This window comes from Vibrio sp. 1288 (genome assembly GCF_033344475.1).
The window spans coordinates 1-15,897 of the sequence record NZ_JAWPOX010000040.1 but is presented as its reverse complement, the minus strand read 5'-3'; the positions used below and the strand labels follow the sequence as shown (position 1 = coordinate 15,897).

General features: G+C 44.1%; 12 protein-coding genes and 2 pseudogenes. 10 read left to right on the top strand and 4 right to left on the bottom strand.

Annotated features, from left to right (window positions below):
* Positions 1–424: 424 nt before the first annotated feature.
* The 6 genes from betI (at position 425) to choV (ending at position 7,474) form a co-directional block, all read left to right on the top strand.
* Positions 425–1,024: a transcriptional regulator BetI gene (gene betI, locus R8O11_RS21420; protein WP_017820329.1), complete on the top strand. Its 600-nt coding sequence runs from the start codon at positions 425–427 to the stop codon at positions 1,022–1,024.
* A gap of 18 nt (positions 1,025–1,042) precedes the next feature.
* On the top strand, positions 1,043–2,503 hold the full coding sequence (gene betB, locus R8O11_RS21415) for a betaine-aldehyde dehydrogenase (protein WP_318194412.1): 1,461 nt from the start codon (positions 1,043–1,045) through the stop codon (positions 2,501–2,503).
* A gap of 180 nt (positions 2,504–2,683) precedes the next feature.
* A complete protein-coding gene (gene betA / locus R8O11_RS21410; protein WP_053349194.1) occupies positions 2,684–4,399 on the top strand; it encodes a choline dehydrogenase in 1,716 nt (571 codons plus the stop codon).
* 36 nt (positions 4,400–4,435) lie between these two features.
* Positions 4,436–5,374 carry a choline ABC transporter substrate-binding protein gene (locus R8O11_RS21405; RefSeq protein WP_005382646.1) on the top strand — a complete coding sequence of 313 codons (939 nt, stop codon included), beginning with the start codon at positions 4,436–4,438 and terminating at the stop codon, positions 5,372–5,374.
* A gap of 76 nt (positions 5,375–5,450) precedes the next feature.
* Positions 5,451–6,293, top strand: coding sequence for a choline ABC transporter permease subunit (choW, locus tag R8O11_RS21400; protein ID WP_005392552.1), 843 nt, complete (start codon positions 5,451–5,453; stop codon positions 6,291–6,293).
* Positions 6,294–6,295: 2 nt separating this feature from the next.
* Positions 6,296–7,474, top strand: coding sequence for a choline ABC transporter ATP-binding protein (gene choV, locus R8O11_RS21395; protein WP_064354706.1), 1,179 nt, complete (start codon positions 6,296–6,298; stop codon positions 7,472–7,474).
* A 97-nt stretch (positions 7,475–7,571) separates the two neighbouring features.
* Here choV and R8O11_RS21390 read toward each other — a convergent pair whose 3' ends face one another.
* On the bottom strand, positions 7,572–8,228 hold the full coding sequence (locus R8O11_RS21390; RefSeq protein WP_064354707.1) for an NAD(P)H-dependent oxidoreductase: 657 nt from the start codon (positions 8,226–8,228) through the stop codon (positions 7,572–7,574).
* Positions 8,229–8,471: 243 nt separating this feature from the next.
* On the opposite strand from R8O11_RS21390, the gene R8O11_RS21385 reads away from it, so the two are divergent.
* Positions 8,472–8,906, top strand: coding sequence for a globin (locus tag R8O11_RS21385; RefSeq protein WP_017633662.1), 435 nt, complete (start codon positions 8,472–8,474; stop codon positions 8,904–8,906).
* Between the two features lie 41 nt (positions 8,907–8,947).
* Here R8O11_RS21385 and R8O11_RS21380 read toward each other — a convergent pair whose 3' ends face one another.
* Positions 8,948–9,730, bottom strand: coding sequence for a slipin family protein (locus tag R8O11_RS21380; RefSeq protein WP_005373196.1), 783 nt, complete (start codon positions 9,728–9,730; stop codon positions 8,948–8,950).
* 10 nt (positions 9,731–9,740) lie between these two features.
* The gene (locus R8O11_RS21375; RefSeq protein ID WP_206958792.1) at positions 9,741–11,117 is read right to left on the bottom strand and encodes an NfeD family protein; all 1,377 of its coding nucleotides are present in this window, start codon (positions 11,115–11,117) and stop codon (positions 9,741–9,743) included.
* 498 nt (positions 11,118–11,615) lie between these two features.
* Here R8O11_RS21375 and R8O11_RS21370 point away from each other — a divergent pair.
* From R8O11_RS21370 to R8O11_RS21360, 3 genes and pseudogenes are all read left to right on the top strand, one after another.
* Positions 11,616–12,583 (top strand): annotated as a pseudogene (locus tag R8O11_RS21370) (cytochrome-c peroxidase).
* Positions 12,576–14,933 (top strand): ATP-binding protein, encoded by a 2,358-nt coding sequence (locus tag R8O11_RS21365; protein ID WP_318194411.1) that lies wholly within the window; start codon positions 12,576–12,578, stop codon positions 14,931–14,933. The pseudogene R8O11_RS21370 and the gene R8O11_RS21365 overlap by 8 nt, the downstream one beginning before the upstream one ends.
* Before the next feature lie 99 nt (positions 14,934–15,032).
* Positions 15,033–15,500, top strand: a complete 468-nt coding sequence (locus tag R8O11_RS21360; protein ID WP_017820322.1) for an OsmC family protein — start codon at positions 15,033–15,035, stop codon at positions 15,498–15,500.
* Positions 15,501–15,576: 76 nt separating this feature from the next.
* On the opposite strand, the pseudogene R8O11_RS21355 reads toward R8O11_RS21360, so the two are convergent.
* A pseudogene (locus R8O11_RS21355) lies at positions 15,577–15,831 on the bottom strand (NADP-specific glutamate dehydrogenase); the annotation flags it as partial.
* Between the last annotated feature and the right edge of the window lie 66 nt (positions 15,832–15,897).

Genomic DNA, 15,897 nt, shown 5'->3' with positions numbered 1-15,897 from the left:
CGTTCAATATAACCTCTCTCTTTGCCTTCTTCACCTTCAAAGTGCGAATGCCACTTGTGTCTACAAAACTATAACAAACTAGTGTGTCTAATCTTTGTACAAATAAACCGTGTACAGGTGAAATGATTAGTGGTCGATATAAATTTTTTGTGGCACAGATTTTTGTTGTTCAAAAATCAACTCGTCCATAATCGCTTTAAAAATAGATTAATAGTTAATTATTTGATTTTATTTACCTTATTTGTTTATTCTTAAACTGAAATCTAGTTATCCCGACAAGTTCTTGCCGAGCAATTTTTCGTACACCCTCAACTTTTCATCCTTTTTTACTAACATTTTTCTTTAAAAATAATTTGAGTTCGAATTAATTTTCAGGCATTTTATATTTAACTAACCGTTCAATTAAAAATAACAGGGACGCAAAATGCCAAAGGTGGGGATGCCTGAAATCAGAAAACCGCAGCTTGTGAAAGCGACAATGTCAGTGATTGATAGAGTCGGTTTACACGCGGCGAGTATTTCGTTAATCAGCAAAGAAGCCGGTGTATCAACGGGGATTATCAACCACTATTTCGGTGGTAAGCACGGATTGCTGGAGGAAACGATGCGAGAAATCTTGCGTCAGCTTTCGTCCACTATCACACAGAAGTTACGTGAGCTGCCAAGTGATGCTCATCACCAAAGAATTAATGCAATCATTGACGGTAACTTTGTCGGCTATCAGGCAGAAAACCAAGTTGCTAAGACTTGGCTGGCGTTTTGGTCGTACTCAATGCATGACGAGCAGCTCAAGCGTTTACAGCGTGTCAACGAACGACGTCTATTGTCCCACCTAAGAAAAGAACTCAAAGCATTATTAAATGCAGAGCAGGCTGAATTGGTTGCTCATGGTATTGCATCACTTATTGATGGAATTTGGCTGCGCGGAACGCTCAACCCGCAAGGCATTGATGCAGAAAGAGCGAGAATCATCATCAACGATTATCTCGAAAAACAACTTACGTTTTATTCTGAAAAAATATAAAAGTTACAGGTCTTCAAAATGGAAATGAAAGCACACTATATCAATGGTGCGATGTACGACGGGTGTTCAGATGAACACTTCACCACTTACAATCCGGCGAATGGTGAGCCATTGGCCAACATTAAACAAGCGAACCAAGACGATCTTCAAGCAGCGATTGAATCGGCAAAAAAAGGTTTTGCTGCATGGTCGGCGATGACTGCGATTGAGCGCAGCCGTATTTTACACAAAGCCGTTGCCATTTTACGTGAGCGTAATGACGAGCTGGCTGCATTGGAAGTGGCAGATACTGGTAAGCCCATTCAAGAAGCTATCGCGGTTGATGTCACAACAGGTGCCGATGTTCTTGAGTACTACGCTGGCCTTGCTCCAAGTCTACAAGGTGAACAGCAGCCACTCAGCGACGATCAGTTTTTCTATACACGTCGTGAGCCATTGGGCATTTGCGCGGGTATTGGCGCTTGGAATTATCCAATTCAAATTGCGATGTGGAAATCGGCGCCAGCACTGGCTGCGGGCAACGCAATGATCTTCAAGCCATCAGAAGAAACACCATTAACGGCGCTTAAGCTCGCCGAAATTTATTCAGAAGCGGGCATGCCAGATGGCGTATTTAATGTCGTGCAAGGGGATTACCGAGTAGGACAGATGCTAACGGCGCATCCTGATATCGCAAAAGTGTCATTCACGGGTGAGTCAGGCACCGGTAAAGTCGTAATGAGTGACAGCGCTAAGACACTAAAACAAGTAACGATGGAGCTTGGTGGTAAGTCTCCACTGATTATTTTTGATGATGCGAAGTTAAACGATGCCGTTTCTGCGGCCATGGTGGCGAACTTCTACACCCAAGGTGAAGTTTGTACGCACGGTACACGCGTATTTGTCCATGAAGGTATTTATGACGACTTTATCACACAACTTAAAGCCCGAACCGAGCTGTTAGTCGTCGGCGATCCGCTTGATGAGAACACGCAGATTGGCGCGCTAATCTCTAAAGATCATGAATCGAAAGTTTTAGGAGCGATTGAAGCCGCGAAAGCGAGTGGCGCGACGTTACTGACTGGCGGCTACAAAGTAACAGACAATGGCCTAGCTAATGGTAACTTTGTTGCTCCAACCGTATTTGTTGATTGCGATGATGACATGAGCCACGTTCAACAAGAAATCTTTGGCCCGGTAATGTCAGTTCTGAAATTCCGCGATGAGTCGGAAGTGATTGCGCGCGCAAATGGCACCGATTATGGCTTAGCGGCAGGTGTCTTTACTCAAAACCTACCTCGTGCGCACCGTGTGATCCATCAAATTCAAGCGGGTATTTGTTGGGTGAACACATGGGGTGACTCACCTGCGGAAATGCCAGTTGGCGGCTACAAGCAATCAGGTGTTGGCCGTGAAAACGGAGTCGAAACCCTTAAACATTACACACAAACGAAGAGTGTTCTGGTTCAGCTAAGCGACTTCGAAAGCCCTTACAAATGATACTACTCATAGTAGATAACTGACCACTTTAGCTTGTTAAAATGCTCGATAACTACGTTGTCAATTTTGATTGTAGGTTAACTACTTATCAAAATTTCCGCCTTGTTCTCAAGCATTTTTCCTACGCTAATTTCGCTCACTTATCTACGGTGATGAGTATTAACTCCTAGGAGAATAAAAATGCAACAACACTACGATTACATCATCGTCGGTGCGGGTTCGGCCGGCTGTGTGTTAGCGGATCGCTTAAGTGAAAGTGGTCAAAATTCGGTCCTATTACTCGAAGCGGGTGGGTCGGATAAAAGTATTTTTATCCAAATGCCAACAGCGCTTTCTTACCCGATGAACACTGAAAAATACGCGTGGCAGTTTGAGACGGTTGAAGAGCAAGGGTTGGATGGTCGCCAACTTCATTGTCCTCGCGGAAAAGTTCTGGGCGGTAGCTCATCTATCAACGGCATGGTTTACGTTCGCGGACACGCTTGTGACTTTGACCAGTGGGAAGAGGAAGGCGCGAAAGGCTGGAACTATCAGTCGTGTTTGCCTTATTTCCGTAAAGCAGAGTCTTGGATTGGTGGTGCTGATGAATATCGGGGCGATCACGGTCCAGTCGGCACATGTAACGGCAACGATATGAAGCTCAACCCGCTGTACCAAGCTTTTATTGATGCAGGCAAAGAAGCGGGCTACCCAGAAACAAAAGATTACAACGGTTATCAACAAGAGGGCTTTGGCCCAATGCATATGACCGTCGACAAAGGCGTACGCGCTTCAACCTCTAATGCATACTTAAGCCGTGCTAAAAAACGCAAAAACTTCACCCTAATGAAGAGGGTGACGGTTCATCGAGTTTTATTAGAAGAAACTGATTCAGAAGGCAAGAAAGCGGTAGGCGTTGAATTTGAAAAGTCAGGTTCAATTCAGCAATGTTTTGCGAATAATGAAGTGATTTCGAGTGCGGGTTCGGTTGGCTCCGTTCAGCTGTTGCAGCTTTCAGGCATTGGCCCTAAGGCAGTATTAGAAAAAGCGGGCATTGAGGTGAAACACTCGTTGGAGGGAGTAGGTAAAAACCTGCAAGATCACTTAGAAGTGTACTTCCAATATCACTGTAAACAACCTATCACGCTCAACAGCAAATTAGGCTTGGTGAGCAAGGGCTTGATTGGCACTGAGTGGATATTAACTCGCAAAGGCCTAGGGGCTACTAACCACTTTGAATCGTGTGCGTTTATCCGCTCTCGTGAAGGACTAAAGTGGCCAAATATTCAATATCACTTCTTGCCAGCGGCAATGCGCTATGACGGGCAAGCTGCTTTTGATGGTCATGGTTTCCAAGTGCACGTTGGACCTAACAAGCCAGAAAGTCGCGGGTCGGTCGAAGTTGTCTCTGCGAATCCGAATGATAAGCCGAAGATTGAGTTTAACTACATTTCCACTGAACAAGATAAGCAGGATTGGCGTGATTGTATTCGCCTTACTCGCGAGATCCTCAATCAGCCAGCCATGGATGAGTTTCGTGGGGATGAGATCCAACCCGGTCTGAACATCACAACGGATGAACAGATTGATGAATGGGTGAAGCAAAACGTCGAGAGTGCTTACCATCCATCTTGTACCTGCAAAATGGGCGCAGATAATGACCCATTAGCCGTCTTAAATGAGCGATGCCAAGTACGCGGTATTCAAGGCTTGCGTGTGGTGGACTCTTCTATTTTCCCAACCATTCCGAACGGTAATTTAAATGCGCCAACGATTATGGTGGCAGAACGCGCCGCGGATATGATTTTGGATAACGCCCTAGAAACGTCGAACAACGTACCAGTTTGGATTGCACCGGACTGGCAAGAGATGCAACGAATGCATCCGCCAAAAAGAGATCTCGATTCGATCTCATAAAATGAAAAAGTCAGTAATCATTACAAGGAATTCAACATGTCTAAGATGACAAAAATCTTCTCAACAATTGCACTAAGTACTTTAGCAACAGGCGCTTACGCCAACCAATGTGAAACGGTTCGTTTCGCAGATGTAGGTTGGACTGACATCACAGCGACCACTGCCGTTACATCAGAGTTACTTAAAGGGTTGGGGTACAAAACGAAGACCGATCTTCTGTCTGTGCCTGTAACTTACTCCTCTATGGCTAATGGCGATATCGACATTTTCCTAGGTAACTGGATGCCAACGATGGAAGGTGATATCGCGAAATACCGTGATGCAGGTACTGTTGAAACCGTACGCGCGAACCTCGTTGGCGCAAAGTACACGCTAGCGGTTCCAAAATACGTTTATGACGCAGGCGTAACCAATTTCGCTGATCTAGTAAAACATGCCGACAAATTTAAAGACCGCATTTACGGCATTGAACCAGGAAACGATGGCAACCGCTTAATTCAGTCAATGATTGATAGCAACGCATTCGGCCTAAAAGATTTCAGCCTAGTTGAGTCCAGTGAAGCTGGCATGGTGTCTCAAGTATCACGTGCCGCACGCCGCAATCAATGGATTGTGTACCTAGGTTGGGCGCCGCACCCAATGAATAGTAACGTTGAAATGGAATATCTAGCGGGTGGCGATGACTTCTTCGGTCCTAACTACGGCGGCGCGAACGTCTACACAAACGTACGTAAAAATTACCTCGCTGAGTGTCCAAATGTAGGTCAGCTAGTGAAAAATCTAGAGTTTAACCTAGAAATGGAAAATGAACTGATGGAAGCGATTCTTAACCAGAAACAAAAGCCATCAAAAGCAGCGCAAGCATGGTTGAATGCAAACCAAGAGCAAATTGAAGCGTGGCTAGAGGGCGTGAAAACGGTAGATGGCCAAGATGCGCTAACAGCTATTACAAACTACTTAAAAACAAACGCTTAATAAGCAATATTTGAGCTCGTTTTTTTAAAGAAAGTGGGCAGAATTTTGCCCGCTTCATTAACACAAAGGTTTTATTTTGAATTTTATTACGGACAACAAACTACCGTTGGGCCAATGGATGGAAACTGGCGTCGATTGGTTAACCATCAATGCATCGGGTTTTTTCGATGCAATCTCTATTACACTTGAAACGATCATTCTTTTCGTGGTGGACATTTTTAAATGGATGCCACCTGCAGCGCCAATCATTATGACGGCGGCAATTGCTTGGTTCTTACATCGCAGCATTCCTCTTGTCGTATTTATCGTGTTGGCCTTACTCGCAATTCTCAACCTTGGTTACTGGCAAGAAATGCTGGAAACCTTTGTCCTTGTGTTTGCAGCGACAACGATTTCCGTATTAATTGGCGTGCCGTTGGGCATTATGGCGGCGCACCGTCCTTGGTTATACACCTTGTTGCGGCCAATACTCGATTTGATGCAGACCGTACCGACATTCGTTTACCTAATTCCAACCTTGGTTCTGTTTGGCTTAGGTATTGTCCCTGGTCTAATCTCGACCATCATTTTCGCTATCGCTGCGCCAATTCGATTGACGTACCTCGGCATTATTAAAGTGCCGGAGGAGCTACTTGAAGCGGGTAAAGCATTTGGTGCCAGCCGCATGAAGCTACTGTTTAAGGTGGAGTTACCTGCGGCATTGCCAAGTATTATGGCTGGCGTTACGCAGTGCATTATGTTGTCTCTGTCTATGGTGGTCATTGCGGCGCTTGTTGGTGCTGATGGACTTGGTAAACCAGTCGTACGCGCACTGAATACGGTAAACATCTCGCAAGGTTTTGAAGCTGGTTTAGCGATTGTACTCGTTGCCATCATTCTTGATCGCTTGTGTAAAGCACCAAACCAGAAGGAGGCATAATCATGGACGCTATTACTATTAAAAATCTTGATGTCGTTTTTGGTCAGCAACAAGCACAGGCGCTAGCACTACTAGATCAAGGGAAGTCTCGACAAGAAATCATTGATGAAACTGGCCAAGTGGTTGGGGTTGATAATGTTTCGCTGAACGTGAAACAGGGTGAGATCTGTGTCTTGATGGGGCTTTCAGGCTCGGGTAAATCAAGTTTGCTGCGAACGGTTAACGGATTGAACGATATTTCTCGTGGCTCTCTGAAAATTAAAGATGGCGACGATATGGTTGAGCTCTCTAACTGTGACGAACAGAAACTGCGCCACCTTCGTACGCACCGCGTGTCCATGGTGTTTCAGAAGTTTGCATTGATGCCTTGGTTAACGGTGTTAGACAATGTAGCGTTTGGTCTAGAGATGCAAGGCATTGGTAAAGCAGAGCGTCGTAAAAAGGCGCGTGAACAGCTCGAAATGGTCGGTTTGTCTGAGTGGGAAACCAAATTCCCGCACGAGCTCTCTGGTGGTATGCAGCAGCGTGTTGGCCTAGCGCGAGCGTTCGCGATGGACACAGATATCTTGTTAATGGATGAGCCGTTTTCAGCGCTTGACCCATTGATTCGCGCTCAGCTTCAAGATGAACTGATTCTGCTGCAAGAAAAGCTAAATAAAACCATTCTTTTTGTAAGTCACGACTTGGATGAGGCGCTTAAAATCGGCAACAACATCGCCATTATGGAATCAGGAAAGCTGATTCAACATGGCAAGCCAGAACAGATCATTCTTGCTCCAGAAAACGATTATGTGGCGGACTTTGTTGCTCACACTAATCCATTAAATGTGCTGAAGGGACGTTCCTTAATGCGTGACGATTTGGTTCGCGAAGATACGCGTGTTCTGATTTGCCCTGATAAAGATATTTGGGTGATACAAGAGAGCAAGGGGTTAAGTTTAGCGGATAAAGGTAAATCGTTGATTCAATGGAAGAGCAATTCTTCGAACCTTGACGAAGTTAATGAAAACTCTCTGGTTCAGGTTAGCCCAGAAATCAGTATGCGAGAAGCGATTGAACTTAAACAGCGTAGCAATCAGCCTCTGCTTATGGTTGAAGATAATAAGCTGGTTGGTGTGTTAAGCGACAATGAGCTTTACGATGCATTGCTTGGTAATTTTAAGTCAGAGCAAGTTGCGTAAAGTTGACGCAGAACCAAGTAAAAAAAGAGCCGCACATTAATGCGGCTCTTTTTAGTTTAAACAATGAGTTAAGTCGCTAAGCTAAGACAATGGTCGACTATAGAGTCGTAATTACGTCATCCATTGCAAGGCGCGCTTTTGGAAGACCATGATTATAATCTTCCCCATCTTTATGGTAGCCAATCGCTAGCGCAACTTCACAAATATGGCCCTCGAGCTCTTCTTTAAACTCTTCTCCAATCAGAGCCGGATCGACACCTTCCATCGGTGTTGAATCAATGCCTAGTCGTGCCAATGTGTGTAGTAGGTTGCCTAGTGCCAAATAGACTTGTGCTTTTGTCCAGTTTCCGTTGAAGCCATTTTCGTCCGTATTTGCATCGGCAAAAGCGTAAGCACCCATAAAGTTGTTGTACATCTCCGCTGGCAAGTGGCCAGATGTTACTTCTGCATCCACACGCTTCGCAAATTTCTCTTTAGTAAATTTAGGATCGTAAGCAAACAGAATCGTATGTGATGCGGCTTTCGCGTGTGGTTGGTTAAACTGATGCATATTTGCAAACGTATTGTGGAAACGTTGCTTCGCTTCATCACTTTCAATAACGATGAATTTCCATGGTTGTGAGTTGATAGAAGACGCCGACAAACGCAGTGCTTCTTTGATTATCGCCATGTCTTCTTGAGAAACGCGCTTGGTTTCATCATATTTTTTTGCAGTGTAACGGCTATTTAGATCGGTAATGATTTGATGGGACACGTTTATATCCTCTTTATGTGATGACAGATGAGGATGCACTAGCATCGACAACCATGCGTACCTCGAATATGGGTTCATGATAATGGATATTTTTTCATTGATAAGAGGGTGTTTATTTAAATCACTTTTTACTTTTTGTTGAAAATCGATGTGAGTTGATCGATTTGAAACTTAAATGTCCTTATTTGGAAGCTTTTATTTGATACTAAATTAAACTCATATTGAGGCGTAGGGGAAAGCAACATGAACGTGATTGAAGTTTTTAATGATAGCTATGAACGTTGTACTTCAGATCAGGAGTTTTTCGACTTGTTCTACAAAAATTTATGGTCGAAAAGTGCCAACTTTAGACAGAAGTTTGACGGTATAGACATGCACCAACAAGTGAGAATGCTTAGAGGGTCTATCGTATTTTTTATGATGGCAGATACCTCGACCGAAGCGCACAAAATGGTGGAAAAGTATGGGAAAAAGCATGCAAGTGCAGATATTGGTATAGAGCCGCAGGATTTTGATGTTTGGCTTGAGAGTTTGTTAGAAACGGTTCGACAGTGTGATTCCGGGTATGATGCCGATGTTGAAACCGCTTGGCGAACATGCTTTAAAACGGGCTTAGAAGTAATGAAACAAGAATGTGATAAAGAAGATGGGCACATCCTTAAAGCGAGTACTAAATAAGGAAGTAACGTGAGTGGTCGTTACTTCCTAGGGTCAGAACCTTACTTATCTTGTGTCTCTTTATTCTTTTTCACCGCTTCGGCGATATCACTGACAGCTTCGACAAGATTGATCGGCATTGGAAAAATAATAGTGGATGTTTTGTCTGTAGTGATTTCAGTGAGTGTCTGCATGTAACGTAATTGCAGTGCATTCGGTGCTTCGTTGAGCATTTGCGCTGCTTCTTTTAATTTATTTGAAGCCTCTAACTCACCAGTAGCGTGAATGATCTTCGCCCTACGGTTACGTTCTGCTTCTGCCTGACGGGCTAGGGCTCTGACCATGCTGTCATTTAAATCAACATGTTTGACTTCAACCGTAGCAATCTTGATTCCCCAGTCATCAGTCTGTTGATCGAGAATGGATTGTAAATCCTTATTGAGGCGTTCTCGCTCTGATAGCAATTCATCGAGTTCATGCTGACCCAATACCGAGCGCAGCGTGGTTTGTGCTAACTGGCTGGTGGCATCGCTGTAGCTTTCAATATTGTTAATCGCCATTTGAGGATCGACTACGCGAAAATAAACGACCGCGTTGACGCGCACAGAAACGTTATCTTTGGTAATCAAATCTTGTGTCGGCACATCCAAAACGACAGTACGTAAATCAACCCTCACCATTTGCTGAATAAATGGGATAAGGATGATCAAACCAGGTCCTTTGACTTCTTGAAATCGACCAAGAAAGAACACAACCCCACGTTCGTATTCTCTCAAAACCTTGAACATTTGGGTCGCTAGTGCGAACAGCAGCACCACGATCACCGCAACGGTATAGAGCATCATAAAGCGCCTCCTATTTATTTTGGCGGTCATCAGGCATCACAGTTAAGGTCAGCCCTTTAACATTAACAATGGTGACGTGATCACCTTGTTTGAATTGTTGATGGTCTTTGGCTTTAGCTCGCCATAACGCACCGTTGAGTTGAACGCGTCCTTCGCCATCGATAAAGTCATCGCTTACCACGGCGACCTTCCCAGGGTAAGTCTCTAAACCCGTCGTTACACGCCGGCGACGAATTTTGAGCAGCAGGCCGACGGTCAGCACGATTAGAGCCACGGAAAATATGGCAATACCAAAAATCAAAGGAAGGGCGATCTGGAATCCTGGTAACTCACTGTCCATGAGAAATATCGAACCGAGTACAAAGGCGACAACGCCGCCTAAGCCCAAAATACCAAAGCTCGGGCTGAATGCTTCCGCTATCATTAGTGCAATACCGAGTAACAGCAGACCAAGACCTGCGTAGTTGACGGGCATCATTTGTAGTGCGTACATGGCAAGAAGCAGACAAATCCCACCTAGCACACCGGGTAAGCCAATTCCTGGGTTGTAAAACTCAAGAAGTAAACCGTAGATGCCGATGAGCATTAGGATGTAGGCAACGTTTGGATTGGTGATAACGGCTAACATTTCTGCTCGCCAATCTGGCGTTCTTTCAACCCATGTTGGATTTTCAAGTGACAATGTCACAGTGCGATTGTTTACTTTAACAGTTTGCCCATCTATGGCTTTGACTAAATCCTCTGGTGAGTTGGCTATATAATCAATAACGTTTAATTCCAATGCCTCTGTGGCGTCCAAACTCGCTGCTTCGCTCACTGCTTTCTCTGCCCACTCTGCATTTCGGCCATGAAGCTTTGCTAAGCCTTTAATATAGGCTCTAGCATCATTAATCACCTTTTTCTCCATTGCGGTTTTCGCGGGAACTTTCTCTGAACCTTCGTTGGTTCCTTCTGACGTTTCTTCCGCGTTTTGATCTTTGCCATCATCCGATGAAGGGGGCTGAGGGGCACCACCTAACGCGACGGGCGTTGCCGCGCCAAGGTTGGTGGCTTCAGCCATGGCGGCAACGTGGCTGGCGAGTAAAATGTATGTCCCTGCGCTAGCCGCTCTAGATCCTGACGGGCCAACCCAAGTCGCAATTGGAGTGGAGGAGGTGGTAATCGCGTGAATAATATCTCGCATTGCGCTATCTAAGCCGCCTGGTGTGTCCATCTGTAAGATCACTAAACTGACACCGTTTAGTTGAGCTTCTTCTATTTCACGAGATAAATAGTCGCTAGTAGCAGGCCCTATAGCGCCTTTGACAGGAACAATCCAAACGGTATTCGCCAGTGCTTGACTGGCCATCAAGAGTAAAGGTAAGAACCATATCCATAGTCGTTTCATGCAGTCCTCCTTGTGTGGTCACAGGGACTTTTTGAAATCCTAATTCAAGTATATCCAAATAACTTAGAGATGCTTGAGTATAGGTTCTAATGAATAAGTTCCCGAGGCTAATTAGGAGACTACTTTTTTATATATAAACGCTGTGTGAGATAGTAAACTAAAGCAAATTATTGGTAATTGTGATGTTTATGTTTATTGTTCAGCGTTTGATTAAGTTGGCCGTTATCTGTGCCGTATTCTTTACTATTTTCGATCTGATCTCCTATGGAGAGGTGACTTGGTTTCAACGGTTTTTGGCTTTTCTACACTAAACTCAGATTTCAATACGTTAGCTACTCATAAGGCGATAGGTTTCTTCCTATTCGCCTTATTACTCCCTCTTCAACCAAAGCCTTAAACAAAGCAATACTTAACTCGTTTTTTCAACTTCCTGTCGGTGGAAAAAACGCCAAAATGCAACTAAATTCATATCAATGACAAGTTTAAGGTATGTAGTTGATGAGGCAATTCAGCGCAATCGCACTAGCTGTTGTAACACTCATTTTGAGCCAAACAACAACCGCAAGAAACGCGAAGATGTTAGGTGATATCTCCCTAGTTCAGCCCATACAGGGTGATCCTAATGTGGATATTAAGCTAGCGAGAATTGGCTGGCATCTCTTCCGCGATCCTCAATTATCGTCAAATGGTAATGTCAGCTGCGCGACATGCCACAATCTGCAAACCAATGGCGCTGAAAATACACCAGTCTCTACGGGGTGAAAGGTGATGGAATTAGAAATTCTATAACAGTGTTTAATGCAGCGTTAAATTATCGTTTTTTATGGGATGGTACGGAAAACACCTTGATGGCTCAGATTGATGGTCCAATCCATAATCCAATGGAAATGGACTCAAACTGGCAAACAATAGAGCAATATGTAAAAGAGAGTGAACATTATCAAGCGCTATTTAATCGTGACGGTGAATTGCCGATTAACGTTCATAATATCAAGTCCGCTATTGTGGAGTTTGTTGAAGGGCTGCAGACGCCTGGCGCACCATTCGATGCTTACTTATTGGGTTACACGCATGTATTGAGTGAACAGCAAATCAGAGGTTGGAAAACATTTCAGACTTCAGGTTGTGTGCAGTGTCATCAGGGCAAAAATATCGGCGGAGCGATGATCCAAAGGTTCGCCTATTTCAAGGATAAGCCAGTAGTAGAGGACTCGGGCAGGCAACTCGTTACGATAGAAGATGAAGAGCGATTCTATTTTAGAGTAGCCAGTTTACGCAATGTCGCGCTAACGAGTCCTTATTTTCATAATGGGCAAGTCGATAAGTTATCCGACGCGATACAAATCATGGCTAAAACCCAGCTCGGTATAACGATGAACGATGAGAATGTCGCGGACATTGAAGCATTCTTGCAGTCGTTGACAGCACCTAGACCCATAATTTTAGAGGTGTTGGAAAATGAATAAATTCAAACTGATCAACTTTTGCTTTTTTATCGGGATACTGACGTGCTGCACACTGGCGTATATGTCGTATATGAATTCAAAAAACGCTCAAGAATTTCATGCAGGGCTAATGAATATCGGACATGAGTTGATTGAAGAGCGTGATGTTATCGTGAACCGATATGCCGTTGAAGATAGGAAAAACTATGAGTTAACAACATCTTTAGTAGAGATAGAAATCGCAGCACAGGCACTGTTGGAATCATCAAAGGCATCAGTTTGGTTTCCCGTGACACCCAATCGTATAAAAGTTAGGGATACGCTTGAACAGTTTAAGGAGCGAGTGCTTCAAACAACGTTGAAGCTTGATATGTTAATTGGTGTTCAGGTAGAAAATCGGTATGCATTACTCATGTTGTTCCATTTATATCAGCAAGATGTTTCTACCGAGAGCGGTCAATCTTTGGGTGGCAGTCGTTATCTTGAATTTCTCAACCAGTTGCTTCTAACACAAACTGAAGTTGAGAGTGAAAAGGAAGCGAACTTCCTTAAACGGCTTCAAACGAGTGATAAAAGAATTGAATTGCTGACGAATGAACTGCTTGATCACACTTATATTGAGTTTGTCGAAAGCTCAGAGCATCGGTTACTCAATATTGCTCAAAGTGAGGCGCGTTTTACGTGGTTGTTTGTATTTATCGCGGTGATGTTTCTAGTTAGCGCGTTTGTTTATCAGTCACATCACCGAATGCATAACTTAAAACAGTTGAATCTTGAAATTGAAGAGGCGAGAAACAAAGCCGAGCGAGCGGCAAAAGCGAAATCAAATTTTCTCGCTGCAATGAGTCACGAACTAAGGACGCCGATGAATGGTGTACTAGGGCTTTCTCAAATGATTGCAGAAGAGACCAAAGAGCCGACGACGAAAGAGCATATTAGGGTTATTCTTGATTCTGGCCAGCATCTGATGACTATCCTCAACGATATTTTGGATTTTTCTAAAGTTGAAGAAAACAAACTGGAATTTGAGCAAGCTAAGTTTAAGCTCGATCAAGTGCTTTCTCCGGTGTGTAGCGCAATAAAACCACTTGTTGATGAAAAAAATATCGAGTTAATCTTGGAAAACGAGGTTTCTGAATATACTGAATTTACTGGAGATTGTGCGCGTTTACGACAGATCTTGTTTAATCTCGCCGGTAACGCGGTGAAGTTTACCAACGAAGGGCATGTGCTGGTTAGAACTGAGTTAGATGAATCGAATCAGTTGTTGGTCATGCGCGTGAGCGACACCGGTATTGGTATTGCGCCAGACAAACACGAGCATATTTTTAACTCGTTTGAGCAAGCAGACTCATCAACGACTCGAAGGTTCGGCGGAACAGGGCTTGGGTTAGCCATCGTCAAAAAACTAACCGATTTGATGGGTGGCCATATTACTCTGAAGAGTATAGAAGGCGTTGGAAGTCAATTTATCGTTGAGTTGCCGATTCCTTGGGTAGAATCTGCTCCGAAAAAGCAGCAAGAAGCACCGAAACCTCGCGCAAAATCACACCATTTAAAGATACTACTTGCTGATGATAACCGTGTGAATGCCATTGTGGCAAAAGGGTTTTGCGAAAAGCTTGGGCATGAAGTGGAAGTTGCAGAAAATGGATTAATCGCGGTTAAAAAGGCGAAAGAGAACGAGTACGACCTGATCTTGATGGACAACCATATGCCCGAGATGAATGGCGTTGAGGCGACACGCGTTATCCGACAAGAGTTAGGTATCAAGACATTACTCTTTGCGTACACGGCAGACGTATTTCGTGAAGCTCACGATAGCTTTATTGAAGCAGGAGCAGACCATGTGCTTACGAAACCGCTACAGCATGAGAGCTTTTCAGACGCTCTCAAACAGTTTGCCGCCAGACTCGAACCGAAACAGAATCCGCCACTAACGAGTGACAGCAATGTGCTTCAATTGCAACGTAAGCCAATCGAGAACTTAAGGTTAACAGAGGAAGAACTCTCCCGCTCAGGCATGTTTACTTCTTTACGAGATGAGCCAGAAGCGCTCGACGAGTTGCTAAAAAGCATTATTGTCGATTTTGAGACTTCGGTTGATGAACTTATTGAATACTTTATGGCTGAAGACTTTGCTTCATTAGCGCTGACGTTGCACAAAACGAAAGGGATGGCACTGAACCTAAGTTTACCTATTTTGGCGAGCCAAACGGAGACCCTGGAAACTCAACTTAAAGCCAACCAAAGTCCCGAGATTGAGCAGTTACAGATGCTGATCAATCGGTTACAGGTCAACATCCATCAGTCTCAGAGACTTTTGGATGATATCCAGAAGAACAATGCCGATCCTCAACAGATTTTATAGTCCCTGTGAGTGCGATGCTTTCCTTAACTCATTTTGTTGTGGTTTACTGTGGCAAGGACGGATAGTGTTGATTCGTCGTCGGAAAATCAGGGAGTTAGAATGAGTAAGCATTCCGCTTTAATCAAATGGCATCGTAAAGCTGGCGAAGAGTTTAGTGATAATAAGTATAGTCGGGCACACATTTGGCAATTTGATGGAGGGTTGCAAGTCCCAGCATCTCCATCTCCCCACGTAGTACCATTACCACTATCCGTAGAAGAAAACGTTGATCCAGAAGAAGCGTTTGTCGCGGCACTTTCTAGTTGTCATATGCTCGTTTTCCTGTCTATTGCAGCAAAGCGACGTTATGTTGTGGACAGTTACTTCGATGAAGCGGTAGGGGAGCTTGAAAAAGGCGAAAACGGAAAAGAGTGGGTATCAAAGGTAACGTTAAACCCTAAGATAACATTTTCAGGTGAAAAACAACCGACACCATCTCAATTAGAAAAACTGCACCACATGGCCCATGAGAATTGCTTTATCGCCAACTCCGTTAAAACAGAAGTGACAACGCTTATTGCGAATTAAGTGGAGCTCTTTATCAAAAAGCGCGGCCTATTGCGGAGTTATATTAAGCCAGCAGTCATCCTGCTGGCTCGTTCATCTAGACGACACCTTGCTCAATCATTGCATCAGCGACTTTTCTAAAGCCTGCAATGTTGGCGCCTAAAACTAAATTTCCAGGTTGGCCAAACTCTTTACTGGTTTCGTTTGCATTGATGAAAATATTTTTCATGATGGTTTGCAACTGACTATCCACTTGTTCAAACGTCCAGTTTTGCATGCTGGCGTTTTGCGCCATTTCAAGTTGACTGGTTGCAACGCCGCCTGCATTGGCTGCTTTTGCAGGCTTTGTTGCGTAAATCGAATGAACTAAATCAGAATATTACGATCAGATCAGGGACATTCATTCACTGACTTTGAT